Annotated in this window: 19 protein-coding genes and 1 pseudogene; 14 read left to right on the top strand and 6 right to left on the bottom strand. The window is 68.3% G+C overall.

Going from position 1 to position 18,688, the window contains the following annotated elements; genetic code table 11:
• Positions 1–233 precede the first annotated feature (233 nt).
• From purL to AB5S17_RS21975, 5 genes are all read left to right on the top strand, one after another.
• Positions 234–2,459 (top strand): phosphoribosylformylglycinamidine synthase subunit PurL, encoded by a 2,226-nt coding sequence (gene purL / locus AB5S17_RS21995; protein ID WP_369243340.1) that lies wholly within the window; start codon positions 234–236, stop codon positions 2,457–2,459.
• Positions 2,460–2,552: 93 nt separating this feature from the next.
• A complete protein-coding gene (locus tag AB5S17_RS21990) occupies positions 2,553–2,786 on the top strand; it encodes a BolA family protein (RefSeq protein WP_369243339.1) in 234 nt (77 codons plus the stop codon).
• Positions 2,787–2,795: 9 nt separating this feature from the next.
• Positions 2,796–3,065, top strand: a complete 270-nt coding sequence (locus AB5S17_RS21985; protein WP_369243338.1) for a hypothetical protein — start codon at positions 2,796–2,798, stop codon at positions 3,063–3,065.
• 245 nt (positions 3,066–3,310) lie between these two features.
• Positions 3,311–3,658, top strand: coding sequence for a Grx4 family monothiol glutaredoxin (gene grxD / locus AB5S17_RS21980; protein WP_369243337.1), 348 nt, complete (start codon positions 3,311–3,313; stop codon positions 3,656–3,658).
• Positions 3,659–3,831: 173 nt separating this feature from the next.
• A complete protein-coding gene (locus tag AB5S17_RS21975; RefSeq protein ID WP_369243336.1) occupies positions 3,832–5,109 on the top strand; it encodes a multidrug effflux MFS transporter in 1,278 nt (425 codons plus the stop codon).
• A 114-nt stretch (positions 5,110–5,223) separates the two neighbouring features.
• Here AB5S17_RS21975 and AB5S17_RS21970 read toward each other — a convergent pair whose 3' ends face one another.
• From AB5S17_RS21970 to AB5S17_RS21945, 6 genes and pseudogenes are all read right to left on the bottom strand, one after another.
• Positions 5,224–5,976, bottom strand: a complete 753-nt coding sequence (locus AB5S17_RS21970) for a TOBE domain-containing protein (RefSeq protein ID WP_369243335.1) — start codon at positions 5,974–5,976, stop codon at positions 5,224–5,226.
• Positions 5,977–5,986: 10 nt separating this feature from the next.
• Positions 5,987–6,427, bottom strand: a pseudogene (locus AB5S17_RS21965) (ATP-binding cassette domain-containing protein); the annotation flags it as partial.
• 44 nt (positions 6,428–6,471) lie between these two features.
• Complete coding sequence (modB, locus tag AB5S17_RS21960) at positions 6,472–7,143, bottom strand: molybdate ABC transporter permease subunit (RefSeq protein ID WP_369243334.1); 672 nt, start codon at positions 7,141–7,143, stop codon at positions 6,472–6,474.
• A gap of 7 nt (positions 7,144–7,150) precedes the next feature.
• A complete protein-coding gene (gene modA, locus AB5S17_RS21955; protein WP_369243333.1) occupies positions 7,151–7,939 on the bottom strand; it encodes a molybdate ABC transporter substrate-binding protein in 789 nt (262 codons plus the stop codon).
• Between the two features lie 41 nt (positions 7,940–7,980).
• Positions 7,981–8,370 carry a winged helix-turn-helix domain-containing protein gene (locus AB5S17_RS21950; RefSeq protein WP_369243332.1) on the bottom strand — a complete coding sequence of 130 codons (390 nt, stop codon included), beginning with the start codon at positions 8,368–8,370 and terminating at the stop codon, positions 7,981–7,983.
• Positions 8,371–8,404: 34 nt separating this feature from the next.
• Positions 8,405–9,376 (bottom strand): ribokinase, encoded by a 972-nt coding sequence (locus AB5S17_RS21945; protein ID WP_369243331.1) that lies wholly within the window; start codon positions 9,374–9,376, stop codon positions 8,405–8,407.
• A gap of 499 nt (positions 9,377–9,875) precedes the next feature.
• Here AB5S17_RS21945 and AB5S17_RS21940 point away from each other — a divergent pair, with 499 nt between their 5' ends.
• From AB5S17_RS21940 to AB5S17_RS21900, 9 genes are all read left to right on the top strand, one after another.
• Entirely contained in the window at positions 9,876–11,819 is a 1,944-nt protein-coding gene (locus tag AB5S17_RS21940) for a methyl-accepting chemotaxis protein (RefSeq protein ID WP_369243330.1), read from the top strand.
• A gap of 17 nt (positions 11,820–11,836) precedes the next feature.
• The gene (locus AB5S17_RS21935; protein ID WP_369243329.1) at positions 11,837–12,121 is read left to right on the top strand and encodes an STAS domain-containing protein; all 285 of its coding nucleotides are present in this window, start codon (positions 11,837–11,839) and stop codon (positions 12,119–12,121) included.
• Positions 12,118–12,489, top strand: coding sequence for a response regulator (locus AB5S17_RS21930; RefSeq protein WP_369243328.1), 372 nt, complete (start codon positions 12,118–12,120; stop codon positions 12,487–12,489). Before AB5S17_RS21935 ends, AB5S17_RS21930 begins: the two co-directional genes overlap by 4 nt.
• Before the next feature lie 86 nt (positions 12,490–12,575).
• A complete protein-coding gene (locus AB5S17_RS21925) occupies positions 12,576–14,864 on the top strand; it encodes a chemotaxis protein CheA (protein WP_369243327.1) in 2,289 nt (762 codons plus the stop codon).
• Positions 14,865–14,871: 7 nt separating this feature from the next.
• Positions 14,872–15,363, top strand: coding sequence for a chemotaxis protein CheW (locus tag AB5S17_RS21920; protein WP_369243326.1), 492 nt, complete (start codon positions 14,872–14,874; stop codon positions 15,361–15,363).
• Between the two features lie 101 nt (positions 15,364–15,464).
• A complete protein-coding gene (locus AB5S17_RS21915; protein ID WP_369243325.1) occupies positions 15,465–16,394 on the top strand; it encodes a protein-glutamate O-methyltransferase CheR in 930 nt (309 codons plus the stop codon).
• A gap of 163 nt (positions 16,395–16,557) precedes the next feature.
• Positions 16,558–17,598, top strand: coding sequence for a chemotaxis response regulator protein-glutamate methylesterase (locus AB5S17_RS21910; RefSeq protein ID WP_369243342.1), 1,041 nt, complete (start codon positions 16,558–16,560; stop codon positions 17,596–17,598).
• A 94-nt stretch (positions 17,599–17,692) separates the two neighbouring features.
• Entirely contained in the window at positions 17,693–18,082 is a 390-nt protein-coding gene (locus AB5S17_RS21905; protein WP_369243324.1) for a response regulator, read from the top strand.
• Positions 18,083–18,087: 5 nt separating this feature from the next.
• Complete coding sequence (locus AB5S17_RS21900; RefSeq protein ID WP_369243341.1) at positions 18,088–18,624, top strand: chemotaxis protein CheD; 537 nt, start codon at positions 18,088–18,090, stop codon at positions 18,622–18,624.
• The last annotated feature ends 64 nt before the right edge of the window (positions 18,625–18,688 follow it).

Genomic DNA, 18,688 nt, shown 5'->3' with positions numbered 1-18,688 from the left:
GCCTGGCTCGTCCACTACAACACCGAACGCCCGCACCTCGGCTACCGCAACATGGGCCGCAGGCCGGTCGAAACCGTCATGTCATTCGTTAGTCAAGAAGCTTAAGAGGACACGCAATGCCAATTCCAGCGGCCTTATCCACATCGATTGGCGCACGTGCCGGGCTTTGTCCCGCCGCGCGGCGGTGCTAACAGGCTCTGAAACCGCCCCGCTTGCCAGCAGGAAGCCCTTCCATGACCGCCGAGCCCGCCATCACCCCCGACCTCGTCGCGGCCCACGGCCTGAAGCCGGACGAATACGAGCGCGTGAAGGCGCTGATCGGCCGTGAGCCGACGCTGACCGAGCTCGGCATCTTCTCCGCCATGTGGAACGAGCACTGTTCCTACAAGTCGTCGAAGCGCTGGCTGCGGACGCTGCCGACCAAGGGCGAGCGGGTCATCCAGGGGCCGGGCGAAAACGCCGGCGTCGTCGACATCGGCGACGGGCTCTGTGTGGTCTTCAAGATGGAGAGCCACAACCACCCCTCCTATATCGAGCCCTATCAGGGCGCGGCGACCGGCGTCGGCGGCATCCTGCGCGACGTCTTCACCATGGGCGCCCGGCCGATCGCGGCGATGAACGCGCTGCGCTTCGGCGATCCGAGCCACCCGAAGACCAAGCACCTCGTTGCCGGCGTCGTCGCCGGCGTCGGCGGCTACGGCAATTCCTTCGGCGTGCCAACCGTCGGCGGCGAGGTGAACTTCCACAAGCGCTACAACGGCAACTGCCTCGTCAACGCCTTTGCCGCCGGTCTCGCGAAGACCGACGCGATCTTCTATTCCGAGGCGAAGGGCGTCGGCCTGCCGGTCGTCTATCTCGGCGCCAAGACCGGCCGCGACGGCGTCGGCGGCGCCAGCATGGCCTCGGCCGAGTTCGACGAGACGATCGAGGAGAAGCGGCCGACCGTGCAGGTCGGCGATCCGTTCACCGAAAAGTGCCTGCTGGAAGCCTGCCTCGAACTCATGCAGACGGGCGCGGTCATCGCGATCCAGGACATGGGCGCCGCCGGCCTCACCTGCTCGGCCGTCGAGATGGGCGCCAAGGGCGATCTCGGCATCGAGCTCGACCTCGACACCGTGCCGGTGCGCGAGGCCGCGATGACGGCCTACGAGTTGATGCTGTCGGAGAGCCAGGAGCGCATGCTCATGGTGCTCAACCCCGACAAGCGCGACGAGGCCGAGGCGATCTTCGTCAAGTGGGGCCTCGATTTCGCCGTCGTCGGCAGGACGACCGACGACAAGCGGTTCCGAGTCCTGTGGGAGGGCCGCGAGGTCGCCAACCTGCCGATCAAGGAGCTCGGCGACGAGGCGCCGGAATACGACCGGCCCTGGCTGGAGCCGAAGCCGGCGCGCGTTATCCACGCGAGCGAGATCGCCGAGCCGCGCGACTACGGCGCGGCGCTCCTTTCCCTCCTCGGCTCGCCGGACCTGTGCTCCCGGCGCTGGGTGTTCGAGCAGTACGACACGCTGATCCAGGGCAATTCGCTGCAGCGGCCGGGCGGCGACGCCGGGGTCGTGCGCGTCGACGGCCATGCGACCAAGGCGCTCGCCTTCTCCTCGGACGTGACGCCGCGCTATTGCGAGGCCGACCCCTTCCAGGGCGGCGCGCAGGCCGTCGCCGAGTGCTGGCGCAACCTCACCGCGGTCGGCGCCGAGCCGCTGGCGGCGACCGACAATCTCAATTTCGGGAATCCGGAGAAGCCGGAGCTGATGGGCCAGTTCGTCAAGGCCGTCGAGGGCATCGGCGCGGCGTGTTCGGCGCTCGCCTTCCCGATCGTCTCCGGCAATGTCTCGCTCTACAACGAGACGCAAGGGCAGGCGATCCTGCCGACCCCGACGATCGGCGGCGTCGGGCTGATCGAGGACCGCACCAGGACCGCGCGCGTCGACAATATGAGGCAAGGCGACGTTCTCTTCCTCGTCGGCCGCGACGGCACGCATCTCGGCGCCTCGGCCTATCTCGCGACGATCGAGGAGCGGGAGGACGGCGCGCCGCCGACGGTCGATCTTGCCGAGGAGAAGCGCCATGGCGACTTCGTCCGCGGCCTGATCCGGACCGGGCACGTTCGCACCTGCCACGACATCTCCGATGGCGGCCTCGGCGTCGCCGTGGCGGAACTCTGCATCGCGTCCGGCGTCGGCGCCAGCATCAGCGTCGGTGACGGCGCGGGGCACGCCCTCCTCTTCGGCGAGGACCAGGCGCGCTACGTGATCGCGGCCGAAGCTGCCGACGCCGATGCCGTCGTCTCCGAAGCGGCCGCGGCGGGTGTTCCGCTACGCCGGCTCGGCGTAGCCGGCGACGACCGGCTCGTGATCCTGAAACGGCTCGACCTGTCGATCCAGGCCTTGGCCGTCGCGCACGAGTCCTGGTTCCCGGCCTATATGTCGGGCAGCGTCATAGAGCCGTCCGCCGCCGCCTGACCGGCCGATCGTCGCCAATCGTTGATCGAGCCTGCTCCGGCGCCTATCATCCCGGCAATTCGGCGCGGATCGCCGGACGAAGGAGTGCTGCCCATGCCCATGAGTGCCCGTGACATCGAGAAGATGATCAAGGACGCCCTGCCCGACGCCACCGTCACCATTCGCGATCTCGCCGGCGACGGCGACCACTATGCGGCGGAAATCGTCTCGGAAAGTTTCCGCGGCAAGTCCCGCGTGCAACAGCATCAAATCGTGTATAAAGCGTTGCAGGGAAACATGGGCGGCGAGCTGCACGCGCTGGCATTGCAGACGAGCGCGCCGAAATAGGAGTCGGTCATGCTCGAGGATGCCGTCGAAAAGGCGATCGAGGATGTTCTGAGCGGCGCGGCGGGCGCCGAATTCGAGGACGGACTACCCTTCGCCGTCGCGACCAGCCGGCATTCGCGCAGGCTGACGAAGCGCCGGGCCTTGCGGCTCGCCAAGCGCCCCTCGACGATCGCCTGGACCGGGCGCCACCGGGGGAAGTGGACGCGCCGCATCCCCCGCACCAGCGCCGCCGCCAAGCTGCGGCTCAAATGGACCGGCCGCCGCGGCGGCGAGCGCTGAGAAGCGCCTGGCGCTCCGTCCTGCCGCTCCTTCAAATGCCGCTACCCAAGTGCTATCTAACGGCGGACGCGGCCGATCGGATGATGACGGGGCCTGTTCCCGTCCCGGTCTTGGCTGCTTGCGCGAGGCAAGGCGGTACCGAAAATCCTGGAGCCGCTGTGGTCGACGGTCGAATTCGCGGCGGCCGACCCCACGCACGGATTTGCAACCCCGGGCTTTGAACCCGGCGAGGAAAGGATAAGATCATGGCCGGCATCAACGACTGGATCGACAACGAGGTGAAGTCCAACGACGTCGTCCTCTTCATGAAGGGCACGCCGTCCTTCCCGCAGTGCGGCTTCTCGGGCCAGGTCGTGCAGATCCTCGACTACCTCGGCGTCGACTACAAGGGCGTCAACGTCCTCACCTCGGACGAACTGCGCCAGGGCATCAAGGAATATGCCCAGTGGCCGACGATCCCGCAGCTCTACGTCAAGGGTGAGTTCGTCGGCGGCTGCGACATCCTGCGCGAGATGTTCCAGGCCGGGGAGCTGAAGTCGCTGTTCGAGGAGAAGGGCGTCGCCACCACGGCGCCGGAAGCGGCCGCGGGCTGACCCCGGCGCCGGCTCCGCCGGCCGCGCTTCCACGGATTTCCATGAGGCTCGCGCTCGGCGCGGGCCTCGCCATTTTCAGCGAATATCGTTGAACCGTCCGTCTTCGCTCGAGGGCGGACTTGTTTTTGTTGCATCGCAAGATAAGTCTCGCGCCGACACCCGAAAGGCTCCAGATGTCGAACGCGTCCCAGAACAGCGAAACGCGCGGGCTCCCCTATTGGGAGCTGGTGACCATGGTCGCCTGCCTGATGGCGCTCAATTCGGCGGCGATCGACATCTTCATTCCCGCCCTGCAGGACATCGGCAAGGCGCTGGACGTCTCGGACGTCAACCAGCGACAGTTCGTCCTGACCGCCTACCTTCTCGGCTTCGGCGGCGCGCAGATCATCTACGGGCCGCTGTCGGACCGGTTCGGCCGCCGGCCGATCCTCCTGTTCGGCCTCGCCGTCTACGTCCTCGCCGACGCGTCCGCGACGTTCTCGCCGAGCTTCGACCTCCTGCTCGCGGCGCGCTTCGTGCAGGGAATCGGCGCGGCGGCGACACGCGTGATCGCGATCTCGGTGGTGCGCGACTGTTTCGGCGGCCGCCGGATGGCGAGCGTCATGTCGCTGGTGATGATGGTGTTCATGGTGATCCCGGTGATCGCCCCCAATCTCGGCCAGGGGATCATGCTGTTCGGCTCCTGGCGGGAGATCTTCGTGGCGGTCGCCATCTTCGGTCTGCTGGTGACGCTCTGGACCGGCTTCCGGCTTCCCGAAACGCTGCATCCCGAAGACCGGCGGGAACTGACCGGCCGGCGTGTCGCGCAGGCCTTCAAGATCGTCCTCACCAATCGCGTGGCCTTTGGCTACACCGTCGCGACGGCGCTGATCTTCGGCGTCCTGTTCGGCTTCATCAACCAGGCGCAGCAGCTCTATACCGAGGTCTACGGCATCGGTCCGATCTTCACCGTGCTGTTCTCGATCACCGCGATCTTCATGGCCGCCTCCTCCTTCCTGAATTCGCGGCTGGTCGAGCGGCTCGGCATGCGGCGGCTGTCGCACGGCGCGCTGATCGGCTTCCTGTCGCTCGCCGCGATCCACCTGGCGGTGGCGGTCGCGATGGGTGGGGCGGCGCCGATCTGGTTCTTCGTGCCGATCATGACGCTGAACTTCTGCCTGTTCGGCTTCATCGGCACGAATTTCAACGCCCTCGCGATGGATCCGCTCGGACATGTCGCCGGCACGGCCTCTTCGGTGCTGGGCTTCATGCAGACCTTCGGCGGCGGGCTGCTCGGGGCAGTGCTCGGCTATTTCTACAACGGCACCGTGCTGCCGCTGCTGCTCGGCTTCATCGCCCTGTCGGTCGCCTCGATCACCTGCGTCTTCCTGGCGGAAGGCCGGCTGTTCGAAGCAAAATACGATCCGCCGGAGCGGATCAGCCCGCGACTGGAGCGAAATCCGGCGGAATAGTCTCGCTGACAGGAGGCTATCGCCGCGACAGAACCGGACGGCAGCAAAGCGCGAAGCCGGCGGCCTGACGAGACTGCAATTGCTTCCCTGACGTCCTCTTGGAGTCTGACGGCTTCATCGGCTGATCGGCGGCGCCGTCGCGAGCGAGACGGACTTGATCTGCGCGAAAAGCTCGTCGCCCGGCTGCAGCGCCAGCCGGTTCGCCGAGCGTCGCGTGACCTTGGCCATGAAGGTGAACGCCCCCGCCGCGTCCAGAGCGAGCAGGACCGCGAGATTGGCCGACGCCGCGGGCTCGATCCGCAGGATGCGTACCCGCAGCGTGTTGAGGATGGTCGACAGGCCCGGCGTCTCGCGCGTCAGGCTGACGTCGCTCGCCTCGATCCTCAGGCGCCGCGCGTGGCCGATCTCCTCCGGCCCGCTGCCGTCCACGAAGACGCGCTGGCCGGCAAGCTCCAGCTCGGCGAGGCCGTCCGTCGCGTCGAAGGCGACCACCGTCGCCGGCAGCACGGAAGCGGCATGGGGATCGCGCACGAAGCCGAGGCCGACGTCGGTCAGCGCGGCGTTCAGCGGCCCCGCCGCCCGCACGCGCCCGGCTTCGAGGATGACGATGCGGTCGGCGAGCCGCTCGACCTCGGCGATGTCGTGGCTGACATAGAGGATCGGAACGTCGAGGACGCCGGTCAACCGCTCCAGATAGGGCAGGATCGCGTCCTTCGCGGCGCGGTCGAGGGCCGACAGCGGCTCGTCCATCAGGAGCAGTTTCGGCCGCGACAGGATCGCCCGGCCGAGCGCGACGCGCTGGCGCTCGCCGCCGGACAGCGCCACCGGCGCACGCTCGAGGAGCGGCCCGATGCCGAGCAGCGCCACCACCTCGTCNCAGTTTCGGCCGCGACAGGATCGCCCGGCCGAGCGCGACGCGCTGGCGCTCGCCGCCGGACAGCGCCACCGGCGCACGCTCGAGGAGCGGCCCGATGCCGAGCAGCGCCACCACCTCGTCGCGTCTCCCGGCGTCGACGCCGCCGGGCGAACGGCGGGCGCCATAGGTGAGGTTCCGCTCGACCGAGAGATGCGGAAAGAGGCTCGCCTCCTGAAAGACGTAGCCCAGCGCCCGCCGGTGCGGCGGGACGAAGCGGCTCCCGTCCTGCCAGACCTCGCCGCCGACCGAGACGCTGCCCCGCAGCCGGGTGAGGCCGGCGATGGCGCGCAGGACCGTCGTCTTGCCGGAGCCGGACGGGCCGAACAGTGCCGTGACCCCGCGCGCGGGGGCGTCGAAGGCGACATCGAGCGCGAAGGCGCCGACCTCTCCGGCCAGCGCCACCCCGACGCCGTCGCCGGGCGCCGTCGTCTCGTCCGCAGCGTCCCTCAAGGCTGCAACTGCCCCAGCCGCCGGCCGATCAGCGTCATCGCCAGGATGACGACGAAGGAGAACAGCACCATGCCGGCGGACAGGACATGCGCCGCGTCATACTGCAGCTGCTCGACATAGTCGTAGATCGCCACCGACAGCACCTTGGTCTCGCCGGGCACGTTGCCGCCGATCATCAGGACCACGCCGAACTCGCCGACGGTATGGGCGAAGCCGAGGATGCCGCCGGTGAGAAATCCCGTGCGCGCCAGCGGCAGCGCCACCGTCAGGAAGCGGTCGAGCGGCGAGGCCCGCAGCGTCGCCGCGACCTCCAGCGACCGCGGACCGATCGCCTCGAAGGCGGTGCGGATCGGCTGGACGACGAAGGGCAGCGAGTAGATCGCCGAGCCGATCACCAGTCCCTCGAAGGAAAACGCAAGGGTGCGCACGCCGAGGAGGCCGCCGATCCCCTGCGGGCCCAGCGCGATCAGCAGGTAGAAGCCGAGGACGGTCGGCGGCAGCACCAGCGGCAGCGCGACCAGCGCGCCGACGGCCTCCTTCCACCAGCGCGTCGAGCGCGCCAGCCACCAGGCGAGCGGCGTGCCGAGGACGATGAGGATCAGCGTCGTCACGCTGGCGAGTTCCAGCGTCAGCCGGACCGGTGTGATGATGTCCCCGAACTGGAGCACGCGCGCGTCAGCTTCCCGTGGCGTAGCCGTATCTGGCGATGATCTTGGCAGCCTCCGGGCCCTTCAGGAAGTCGACGAACGCCTTCGCCGCCTCGCTGCCTTCGCCCTTCTTCAGGAGGACCGCGTCCTGTCGGATCGGCTGGTAGAGATCGGCCGGAACTTCCCAGCGCGATCCGGCATCGGTCCCGATCACTTGCGACAGGGCGACGAAGCCGAGCTCGGCATTGCCGGTCATGACGAACTGGTGCGTCTGCGCGATGTTCTCGCCCTCTACGATCTTCGGCTTCAGCGTGTCGTAGACCTTCAGCGCCTTCATCGCCTGGACGGCCGCCGTCCCGTAGGGCGCGGTCTTCGGATTGGCGATCGCCAGCTTCTCGAAAGTCGCGTTCTTCAGCGTCTCGGGCCCCTTCACCAAAGCCGGATCGGTCGAATAGAGCACGATCTTGCCGACCGCATAGGTGAAGGTCGTCCCCTTCACGCCGAAGCCGTCCTTCACCGCCTTCTCCGGCCGCACGTCGTCCGCCGCGAGAAAGACTTCGAACGGGGCGTCCTGCGAGATCTGGGTGTAGAGCGTGCCGGTCGAGCCGAAGCTGAGCTGGGCCGTGTCGCCGGTCTTCTCATGGAACGCCGCGGCGATGTCCTTGGCCGCCCCGGTGAAGTTCGCCGCGACCGCCACGGACGTCGTCGTGGCATGAGCGGACAGAGACGCGAGGGCGGCGGCGAGCGCGATGCCGCAGGTCAGGGCGAAGCGGAATGAAACGGGCACGGCGGTCCTCCTGATGGCGATATGTCTCATCGAACATATCGCAGCATGACCGGGGGGCAAGGCCGCAAGCGTTATTTTTCATCGGACATATCGCCGAAGCCCGGCTCCGCCAGCAGACCGCGCAGCTCCGCAACTTCGGCGGCGATCGCCGCTTCGGCCGAGGCCTGCATCGCCCGGTAGGCGACGAGAACGCGTTCGCCCGTCGGCGTCAGCGCCGCGCCGCCGCCGGCGCTGCCGCCACGCGAGGACGCGACCAGCGGCTCCCGGAAGGCGGCGTTGAGGTCTTCGACCAGGCTCCAGGCGCGCTTGTAGCTCATCTTCATCCGCCGGCCGGCGGCGGCAATCGAACCGGTCTCGCCGATGGCTTCCAGAAGGTTCGCCTTGCCCGGGCCGAGGCTGGTGCCGGAGTCGAGTCTGATGCGCAGATGGCCGAGCGCCGGGCCGTGCCGTTCGCCCGTCAACCGGCCGTCCCTTGCAAAGGCTGCGCCGGGTGCCTCATCGGCCTGCATCGGCGAGCGCCGCGTCGATTTCCGCCGCGCGCGGCATGGCGGTCTGGGCGCCGACCTTACGGCAGGCAAGCGATGCGGCGACGGCGGCGCGCACGGCCGCCTCGCCTTCGGCCAGGCCTTCCGCAAGGCCGGCGGCGAGGACGCCGACGAAGGTGTCGCCGGCGCCGGTCGTGTCGACCACCTCCACCGGAAAGACCGGGATCGTCTGCGACCCGCGGTCGCTCGCCGCGAGGACGGCCCCCCTCGCGCCGAGCGTGGCGACGACGGTGAGGCCGGCATGGCGGGCGAGGTTCTCCGCGCTCGCCTCGGCCGTCTCCCCGCCCGCGCCGAGCAGCATTGCCGCAGCGGCAAGTTCGCTTTCGTTGACGACGAGGACCGTGGCGACGGCGAGGAGCCGGCGCAATTCCGCTTCGTCGAGATCGGCGGGAACCGGCGCGAGGTTCACCACGACCTTCGCGCCACCGGCCTGCGCCCGCTCGGCTGCGGAAAGGGTTTCGGCAAAGGGTGTCTCCATCTGCAGGACGAGGACCTTCGCCTGGAACAGCGCGGCCGGCGCATCCGCCGCCCGCACGTGAAGATTGGCGCCGCTCGCGACCGTGATGGCGTTCTCGCCCGTTCGGTCGATGCTGATGAAGGCGCAGCCCGTGCGCTCTGCCACCGTCTGCAGGGCGGAGACGTCGACGCCCTCGGCCCGGAGCGCGCTCCCGATGCCGGCACCGAAGGCATCGTCGCCGACGGCGGCGATCAGCGCGACGCGGCCGGTCCCGCCCATCGCGCGCGCTGCGGCCACGGCCTGGTTGGCGCCCTTGCCGCCGAACAGCTGCTCATAGCTCGGCGCGAGCGTCGTCTCGCCGGGCCGGGCGATCGAGCGCACCCGGCAGACCAGGTCGACATTCGCCGATCCGAAGACGAGGACGGCGGGTTCCTGTGGGGAGGGCGCAGTCGAATTGTCGCTCATGCCGTGTCGTCGCTCCTCCCCTGGCGCCGGATGAACCTGCCGATGCCCAGAACGTCAGGGCGAGCGGTCGCAAGGTTCACCGGGCGATCCTTCGATCCGTGCTGTCTTGTCGGGCAAAGCCCGCCGGTACTCAAGCCCGCCGGTCCGCTTCGCCGGCGAATTCGTCGCGGCGGGCGGGAAACGGCCGCGTCAGCCGGTTCGCTGCCGCACTCCGTGCGGTCCGCGGCTTTGACCCAGCACGAGAAACTTCCCCGCGGCCCTGCTGCATCGCGCACCGCATCGCCGGCCTTCGCCACGGCGACGCGGAGGTGTCGAGCCATTCCGGGCTCGTCTTCTGCGGCGTGATGTAAGCCGGGTTTATATTCATGCGCAAAGGGGATTCCTTCAAGAGAATCCGGGGCTTGATCTTCGGTCGCTAACCAACGGTTAGGAGGTTGGCATTAGGTGTGGACGAGAAGACCTGCATCTCCCCCCGAATCGCAAGAAGGACACTCGACCGATGCGCCTGTCCGACCTGAAACTGTCGCGCAAGATCACCGCCGCCTTCCTCGTCATGACGGTGGGCGCAGCCGGCATGGGCGGGGTGATGTTCTGGTCGATGGAGCGCCTGCAGGTGGCGGCGCAGGAGAAGGACCGGCATGTCGATCTCGGCAATGCCGCGGTGGCAGCCCGCTTCAAGCTGGCGCGCCAGGAAAACTCCATGCGCGGCTTCATGATCACCAAGGACGACTACTTCGCCAAGCGGGTGAAGGAGCACTACGCCGGTTTCGAGAAGGCGATGCAGGAGGTCCGCGACCTCGCGGGGCCGTCCTTCGCCGGGAAGTCCGCGGCCGCCGAGACCGCGATGAAGGCCTGGCAGGACGAGGTCGCCGATCCGGTCATCAAATTCGCTCGCACCGACGCGACCTATCCGAAGGCGCTGGACATCTTCAAGTCGGGCAAGGCGGACACCTTCATCTCGCCGATCGAGGACACGCTCGACGCGCTGCGCGACGGCGAGATGGCGGCGATCAAGGCGACGGCCGCCGAGGAGGCGTCCGCCATCCGGACGGCCAAGTGGGCGATGGGCCTCGGCATGGGCTTCCTCGTCCTCGCCGCGATGGGCCTCGGCTGGGCGCTGAGCCGCGGCATCGCCCGGCCGATCACCGCCATGTCGTCGGTGATGCGCCGACTCGCCTCCGGCGACAAGACGGTGGCCGTTCCGGGCGCCGACCGCGCCGACGAGGTCGGCGAGATGGCCGCGGCGGTCGAGACCTTCAAGCAGGCGGCGATCGAACGTGAGCGCCTGCAGGCGGAAGCGGAAGCCGCCCGCATCGACCAGGACGAGGCCAAGAAGCGGCAGGCGACTCTCGACAAGTCCAAGGCGGAGGACCTTCGGGCCTTCGTCGGTCTGGTCGAGGCCGGCTTCGAGCGGCTGTCGGACGGCGACCTCAGGGTGCGCATGACGGACAAGGTCGCGCCCGAGTTCGAGCCGATCCGCGCGAAGTTCAATGTCAGCGTCGAGAAGCTGGAAGCGGCGATCGGCCATGTCCTGCGGGCGATCGGCTCGATCCGCGGCGGCCTTGCCGAGATCAACACCGCGTCGAACGACCTCGCTCATCGCACCGAACAGCAGGCCGCGAGCCTGGAGGAGACCGTCGCTGCGCTCGGCGAGGTGGCCGGGGCGGTGAACCAGACCGCCGACGGGGCCGGCCACGCCCAGGATGTCGCGACGAATGCGCGCCGCAAGGCCGAGACCGGCGGCACGATCGTCGCCAGGGCGGTCGAGGCGATGGGGCAGATCGAGGCCTCTTCGCAGCAGATCAACCAGATCATCTCCGTCATCGACGAGATCGCCTTCCAGACCAACCTCCTCGCCCTGAACGCCGGGGTCGAGGCCGCCAGGGCCGGCGAGGCCGGCAAGGGCTTCGCGGTGGTCGCCCAGGAAGTGCGGGCGCTGGCCCAGCGTTCGGCCGATGCGGCCAAGGAGATCAAGGGGCTGATCCAGGCCTCGGGGCATCACGTGGCCGAAGGCGTCGAACTCGTCACGGCCTCCGGCAAGTCGCTGGAGGAGATCGTCGCGGAAGTGTCGGCGATGACCGAGGTGATCAGCACCATCGCGTCCTCCGCCCGCGAACAGGCGACGAGCCTGCGCGAGGTCTCCGGCGCCGCGGACCAGATGGACAAGGTGACGCAGCAGAACGCCGCCATGGTCGAACAGGCGACGGCCGCCAGCCAGACGCTCTCCCGCGAAACCGACGACCTGGCTCTCGCGATGGAGAAGTTCAGGACCACGGCCGCGAACGATGCCGGTGCAGCGGGCCTGAACCCGCGCCCGGCGCCGACACCACGCTCTGCAGGCCCGGCGCAGCGGCCTGTCGTGCAAATGCGCAACACCGGCAGGGGCAGTCTCGCCACCGCCGTGGTCGGCGAGAATTCCGAAGAAAGCTGGGAAGAATTTTAATGGCTAGGAGTGCAAGCATGGAAGGCACCGCATTCGTGCTACCCGCCGTTCTCGACCTGAAGGCGGCGGGTCCGCTGGCCGAGAAGTTTCTCGCCCTGCGCGGGCAGAACGTGGTGATCGACGCATCGAAGGTCGAACGCGTCGGCACCCAGTGCGTCCAGATCCTTCTGTCGGCAGCTGCCACCTGGAAGGACGACATGGCGCCGCTGGCGATCGCCGAGCCGTCCGACGCCTTTTGCGCCGGGCTGAGACTTTTGGGGCTGTCGCCCGAAACCGTGATGGAAAAGGACATCGCACAATGAGCCGCACCATTCTGACGATCGATGACTCGCGCACTATGCGCGAGATGCTTCGCGCCACTCTGTCGACGTCAGGCTTCACCGTCGTCCAGGCCGAGGACGGCCGGCACGGCATCGAAGTCCTGGAGGGCATGGCCGTCGAGCCGGACGTGATCATCACCGACATCAACATGCCGCGCATGGACGGCTTCCAGTTCATCGAGGAAGTCCGGGGCAATCCCGACCGTCGCGCCATCCCGATCCTGGTGCTGACCACCGAGAGCGACTCGGAGAAGAAGCAGCGAGCCCGGCTCGCGGGAGCGACCGGCTGGATCGTCAAGCCGTTCGATCCGACCAAGCTGGTAGACGCGATCAACCGCGTCGCCGCGTGATGGGCAGCCCACCGCAAGGGTGGGCAAGCTCAGGGCAACTTACCGGCCGTCATATGCCGGGCCGAGGGTGGGGATAGGATTGCATCATGGACGCGATGGCAGAGATTCGGCAGACCTTCTTCGAGGAATGCTCCGAACAGCTCGCAGAACTTGAGGCCGGGCTGCTTGCCATCGAGAATGGCGAGGCGGATTCGGACACCGTCAACGCGGTGTTCCGTGCCGTGCATTCGATCAAGGGCGGGGCCGGTGCCTTCTCGCTCGACGAGCTGGTGCACTTCGCCCACATCTTCGAGACGACGCTCGACGAACTGCGGTCCGACCGCCTGCCGGCGACCGACCGCGTCATCAAGATCATGCTGCGCTCGGCAGACGCGCTCGCCGATCTCGTCTCGGCCGCCCGCGACGGGGGCAAGGCGGATGCGGAGAAGAACGCAGGTCTTGCCGACGAGCTGAAGGCGCTCGTCGCCGAGGCCAAGGGCGAGGCGCCCCCCGCCGCCGGTTCGGGTGCCCCGTCCGGCCCGGAATACGACGACGGGATGGGCGATCTCGACTTCACCCCGATCGCCGTCGATCTCGACGACCTGCTCGGCGGCGTCGCCGGCGACAACCACTTCAGGATCGTCTTCAAGCCGCAGGCGCGCATGTACGCCAAGGCCAACGAGGCGACCCGCGTCCTGCGCGACGTGATCGACCTCGGCGAGGCGACGATCACCTGCCACAGCGGCGAGGTGCCGCTCCTGACCAGCCTCGACCCCGAGGGCGCCTATCTCACCTTCGAGATCGAGCTGAAGACCGAGCATGACGAGGACAAGGTCCGCGAGGTCTTCGAGTTCGTCGAGTTCGACAGCGAGCTGACGATTGAGCGCGTCATGGCCGAGAGCGGCCCGCTGGAGTTCGACCTCGACGGCGTCGATCCGGACATCGCCGAGCTCCTGGCGCGGATGAAGAGCACCGAGGATGCCGCTCCGCAGGAGGCGGAGACGCAGGACGCCGGAGCGAGCGACGACGCGCCGGCCGCGGCAGCGCCGGCCGAAGCCGTCGCCAAGCCGGCTGCGGCAGCACCGAAGCCGGCCGCCAAACCCGCCGCGCCGGCCAAGGCCGCGGCTCCCGCGGAGGCCAAGGCCGAGGCGGGCGACGCCAAGGGCGGCCCCGCCGCCGGCAGCCCGTCGCAGACGATCCGCGTCGATCTCGAGCGCGTCGACCGGCTGATCGATCTCGTCGGCGAGCTGGTGATCCACCAGGTCATGCTGTCGCAGCGCGCCTATCAGGCGGGCCTCGCCCGCGCCTCGGAGGTCGCCGTCGGCCTCGACGAGCTGGAGCAGCTGACCCGCGAGATCCAGGACAGCGTGATGGCGATCCGCGCGCAGCCGGTGAAGTCGGTGTTCCAACGCCTGCCGCGCCTGGTGCGCGAGGTCGCCGACATTTCCGGCAAGTCGGTGCGGCTGGTGACGGAAGGCGAGTGGACCGAGGTCGACAAGACCGTCATCGAACGCCTCGCCGATCCGCTGACGCACATGATCCGCAACGCGATCGACCATGGCGTCGAGAAGCCGGAGAAGCGGCTCGAATCCGGCAAGCCGGAAGAAGGCACGGTCAAGGTCGCGGCGATGCACCGCTCGGGACGCATCGTGATCGAGATCTCCGACGACGGCGCCGGCATCAACCGCAAGCGCGTCAAGGAGATCGCGATCAACAAGGGGCTGGTCCCCGCCGATGCGAACCTTTCGGACGACGAGATCGACAACCTGATCTTCCTGCCCGGCTTCTCGACCGCCGAGAAGATCTCCGAACTCTCCGGTCGCGGCGTCGGCATGGACGTCGTCAAGCGCTCGATCCAGGCGCTCGGCGGCCGCGTCTCGATCTCCTCCAGGCCCGGCAAGGGCTCGACCTTCACCATGAGCCTGCCGCTGACGCTGGCGGTGCTCGACGGCATGATCGTCTCGGTCGGCCAGCAGACGGTGGTCGTGCCGCTGACGGCGATCATCGAGACGCTGCAGCCGAAGCCGGGCGAGGTGAAGAACTTCGGCGGCGACGCGCGGCTGATCCAGGTCCGCGACGCCTTCCTGCCGCTCGTCGATGTCGGCCGCGAACTCGGCTATTCCTACGAGCCGGCCTCCGCGACGGCGGGCGTGGCGATCCTGGTCGAAGCCGAGAACGGTGCCCGCTCGGCGCTCCTCGTCGATGCGATCCAGGGCCAGCGGCAGGTCGTCATCAAGAGCCTGGAAGCCAATTACGGTCGGGTTCCCGGCATCGCGGCGGCCACCATCCTCGGCGACGGCCGGGTCGCCCTGATCCTCGACGTCGATGCGGTCGTCGCGACCTCCCGGGTCGAGGGCAATTTCTTCAACAGCGGTATGCAGCACGCAGCGGAGTAACCGGATCATGACGACGCCTCAGCCGACCTCGGCTCCCCAGAACGACAACCGTCACGACAGCGGCTTCGCCCGGGAACTGATCGCCTTCCGCATCGGCGAGCAGGAGTTCTGCGTCGACATCATGTCGGTGCGCGAGATCCGCGGCTGGGCGGCGGCGACGCCGCTGCCGCATGCGCCGTCCTACGTGAACGGCGTGATCAACCTGCGCGGCGCGGTCCTGCCGATCGTCGACCTCGCCGCCCGGCTCGGCTTCCCGCGCACCGAGCCGACCGCGCGCAGCGTCATCATCGTCGTCCGGGTCGATCAGCAGCTCTTCGGCCTCTTGGTCGACGCGGTGTCCGACATCCTGACGGTGACCGACGATCTCCTGCAGCCGACGCCCGATCTCGCCTCTGACCTCGCCAAGACCTTCGTGCGCGGCGTCATGGCGATCGAGGGCCGGATGATCTCGCTGATCGCCACCGACAACGTCCTGCCGCAGCTCCAGTCGGCGGCCTGACATCACCAGCCGGCAGCCGGTCCATCGACCGGCGCGCCGACGACCAGACTGCCTCGACGGGCCGCCATCCGCACAGCGCGGGCGAAGTGGGAGAAGACGACGTGAATGCTTCGCGCGAACAGGTGAAGCGGGACGCGACGACGGCGCGGCCGGCAGCGAAGACGCCGGTGGTCTCCGGCGAGTTCCCGATGACCGATGCCGATTTCACCGCCATCGCGCGGATGCTCTACGAGGACGCCGGGATCTTCCTCGCGGAGACCAAGGCGACCTTCGTCTATTCCCGCCTGTCGAAGCGGCTGCGCAGCCTCGGCCTGCAGAGCTTCAAGGAGTACTGTTCGCTGGTCGGCGAGACGCGGGGCGGGAGCGAGCGCATGGCGATGCTCGCCGCGCTGACGACCAACGTCACGCACTTCTTCCGCGAGCAGCACCACTTCGATCACCTGCGCCAGCATCTGCTGCCGCCGCTGCTCGCGAGCGCCAAGAAGGGCGGCCGGGTGCGCCTCTGGTCGGCCGGCTGCTCGATCGGCCACGAGCCCTATTCGATCGCCATGACGATCCTGTCGATGATGCCGGACGCGGCCGATCACGACGTGCGGATCCTGGCGAGCGACATCGATCCCAACGTCGTCGCCACCGGGCGGGCCGGCGTCTACGGCGCGAGCGCGCTGGAAAGCGTGCCGGCGGAGTTCCGCCGCAAGTATTTCCGCCCGAGCCTCGACGACGCCGCGGCCCGCGGCGCCGGCGGGGCGGCGGAGATGCAGTACGAGGTGGTGGACGCGATGCGCGACCTCGTCGCCTTCCGCGAGCTCAACCTCGTCGGCGAGTGGCCGATGCGCGGCATGTTCGATGCGATCTTCTGCCGCAACGTGACGATCTATTTCGACCAGCCGACGCGGGAGAAGGTCTGGAAGCGGTTCGCCGAGCGGATCGAACCGGACGGCTTCCTCTATGTCGGGCATTCCGAGCGGATTTCGGGGCCGGCGCTGCAGGTGCTGCGGTTCGAGGTCAATACGTCGTACCGCAAGGTATGACGATGCGGGACCCGCTCCACGCCTCTTCCCGGACACCATCGCCGATCCGCACCGCCCTCCCCGCTCCGGCCGGCCGGCGCCGTCTTTCGGCCGTCGTCACCTGCCTTGGGCGCGACGACGGGGCAGTCGGCGACCGCGTTCGCAGCGCAAGCAAGGAGACGTGCTGATGCCGCAGGCAAGCGTACTGGTCGTCGACGACTCCGTGACCATGCGGGCGCTGATCCGCCACGCCCTGAGCCGCGACCCCGAGATCAACGTGGTCGGCGAGGCCTCGAATCCGTACGAGGCGCGCGACAAGATGAAGGCGCTCGACCCGGACGTGGTCACGCTCGACGTCGAGATGCCGAACATGAACGGCATCGAGTTCCTGGAAAAGATCATGACGCTGCGCCCGACGCCGGTGATCATGGTCTCCAACCTGACCGCGCCCGGCGCTGCGGCGACGCTCGCGGCGCTGGAGATCGGCGCCTTCGACTGCATCGCCAAACCGAGCGCCCGCGAAACCATGTTCGAGACCCTGCCGGGCCTGATCAAGGAAGCGGCGCGGGCGAAGGCGGGTCTCGTGAAGCGCCGTAAGACCGCGCCCCAGCGCCGCGCCGACTCCGCCGAAGCTGCGCCTCAGCCCGCCGACCACGGCAGCGCCGCCTGGCCGGAACTCGTCGCCATCGGCTCCTCCACCGGCGGGGTCGAGGCACTGATGCAGGTGCTGGCGGACTTCCCGCGCAACTGTCCGCCGACGGTGATCGTGCAGCATCTGCCCGCCGCCTTCACCGCCTCCTTCGCGGCGCGCCTCGATCGGGCGTGCCCGGCGACAGTGACGGAGGCCAAGGACGGCGAGCCGCTGCAGCGCGGCCATGTCTATCTGGCGCCGGGCGGCGAACGTCACATGATGATCCGGCCGGGGACGCGGCCGTTCATCTCGCTCGTCGCCGACGCTCCGGTCTCGGGACACCGTCCCTCCGTGGACGTGCTGTTCGCCTCCGTCGCCAAGAACTTCAAGGGCCGCTCGACCGGCGTGATCCTGACGGGGATGGGCCGCGACGGCGCGCAGGGGCTTCTGGAAATGCGCCAGGCCGGGGCGCACACGCTGGGCCAGGACGAGGAGACGTCTCTCGTCTACGGCATGCCGAGGGTGGCCTACGAGATCGGCGCGGTGGAAAAGCGCCTGCCCCTCTCGCGGGTCGCCCGGCAGATCTTCACATGAACCGCCCGAAGCAGATGTCGCTCAAAGACACCAATGAAATGAGAGACTTCGTTCATCAAATTCGTGTCTATTGGGCCTCGGAAGGAACGACGCCATGAGTATCAAAGATCAACTGAAAGTCATGATCGTGGACGATCATCGGACCAGCCGCATGCTGATTCGCGATGCTCTGGAACAGTTGGGCATCAAGCAGATCGTCTTTGCGGTCGACGGCGAGGAAGCGCTGAAGGCGATGATGGCGACGCCCTGTCACATCATCATCTCGGACTTCAACATGCCGAAGCTCGACGGCATCCAGCTGCTCAAGGCGATCCGGACCTATCCGCCGACCAAGAAGACGCCGTTCATCATCCTGACCTCGAAGGGCGACCGCGAGCTGGTGCAGAAGGCGGCACAGCTCGGCGTCAACAACTTCCTGGCGAAGCCGATCACGGTTCCCGTCCTCAAGAAGACGATCGAAGCGGTCGTCGGGCGACTGCAGTAATGTCCCTGTTGCAGGCGCGCTCGTCGCGCATCCACGTCATGCAGGGAGAGGCGAAGGTCGACAGCGGCCCCGACACGACCCTGACGACGCTGCTCGGCTCCTGCGTCGCGGCCTGCATCCGTGATCCGGGCGCCGGCGTCGGCGGCATGAACCACTTCCTGCTGCCGGGCTCGAGCGGCCAGGAGGGCGGCCGGGCCGAAAGCTTCGGCCTCTACCTGATGGAGCTGCTGGTCAACGGCCTCTTGCAGAAGGGCGCCCGGCGCGGCCATCTCGAGGCCAAGCTGTTCGGCGGCGCGCGCACGGTCGACGGCCTGTCGGACGTCGGCGCCAAGAACGCCGCCTTCGCCGAGCGCTTCCTGCAGATGGAGGGCATCCGCTATCTCGGCGGCAGCCTCGGCGGCGACCGCGGCCGGCGAATCGAATACTGGCCGCATTCGGGCCGGGCCCGCCAGATCTTCTTCGAGCAGACGACGATGCCGCAGATCCCGGTCGCCAAGCCGACGCGCGCGCCGCAGTCGATCGGCGACGTCGACCTGTTCTGACGTCCGTCGAAGCGGTGCCGAGCCTCGCGATGATCGTCTCCCTCTTTCTCCTCCGCGGTCCCCG

The organism is Jiella sp. M17.18, from assembly GCF_041027365.1.
GTDB lineage: Bacteria > Pseudomonadota > Alphaproteobacteria > Rhizobiales > Rhizobiaceae > VKMB-3413.
The sequence above is the reverse complement of the archived record's forward strand: the minus strand, read 5'-3'. Positions and strand labels throughout refer to the sequence as shown.

Bases quoted from the DNA above. Each gene is read 5' to 3' on its own strand.
- purL (WP_369243340.1), top strand. From the start codon at position 234: ATGACCGCCGAGCCCGCCATCACCCCCGACCTCGTCGCGGCCCACGGC.
- AB5S17_RS21990 (WP_369243339.1), top strand. From the start codon at position 2,553: ATGCCCATGAGTGCCCGTGACATCGAGAAGATGATCAAGGACGCCCTG.
- AB5S17_RS21985 (WP_369243338.1), top strand. From the start codon at position 2,796: ATGCTCGAGGATGCCGTCGAAAAGGCGATCGAGGATGTTCTGAGCGGC.
- grxD (WP_369243337.1), top strand. From the start codon at position 3,311: ATGGCCGGCATCAACGACTGGATCGACAACGAGGTGAAGTCCAACGAC.
- AB5S17_RS21975 (WP_369243336.1), top strand. From the start codon at position 3,832: ATGTCGAACGCGTCCCAGAACAGCGAAACGCGCGGGCTCCCCTATTGG.
- modA (WP_369243333.1), bottom strand. From the start codon at position 7,939: ATGAGACATATCGCCATCAGGAGGACCGCCGTGCCCGTTTCATTCCGC.
- AB5S17_RS21945 (WP_369243331.1), bottom strand. From the start codon at position 9,376: ATGAGCGACAATTCGACTGCGCCCTCCCCACAGGAACCCGCCGTCCTC.
- AB5S17_RS21940 (WP_369243330.1), top strand. From the start codon at position 9,876: ATGCGCCTGTCCGACCTGAAACTGTCGCGCAAGATCACCGCCGCCTTC.
- AB5S17_RS21935 (WP_369243329.1), top strand. From the start codon at position 11,837: ATGGAAGGCACCGCATTCGTGCTACCCGCCGTTCTCGACCTGAAGGCG.
- AB5S17_RS21930 (WP_369243328.1), top strand. From the start codon at position 12,118: ATGAGCCGCACCATTCTGACGATCGATGACTCGCGCACTATGCGCGAG.
- AB5S17_RS21925 (WP_369243327.1), top strand. From the start codon at position 12,576: ATGGACGCGATGGCAGAGATTCGGCAGACCTTCTTCGAGGAATGCTCC.
- AB5S17_RS21920 (WP_369243326.1), top strand. From the start codon at position 14,872: ATGACGACGCCTCAGCCGACCTCGGCTCCCCAGAACGACAACCGTCAC.
- AB5S17_RS21905 (WP_369243324.1), top strand. From the start codon at position 17,693: ATGAGTATCAAAGATCAACTGAAAGTCATGATCGTGGACGATCATCGG.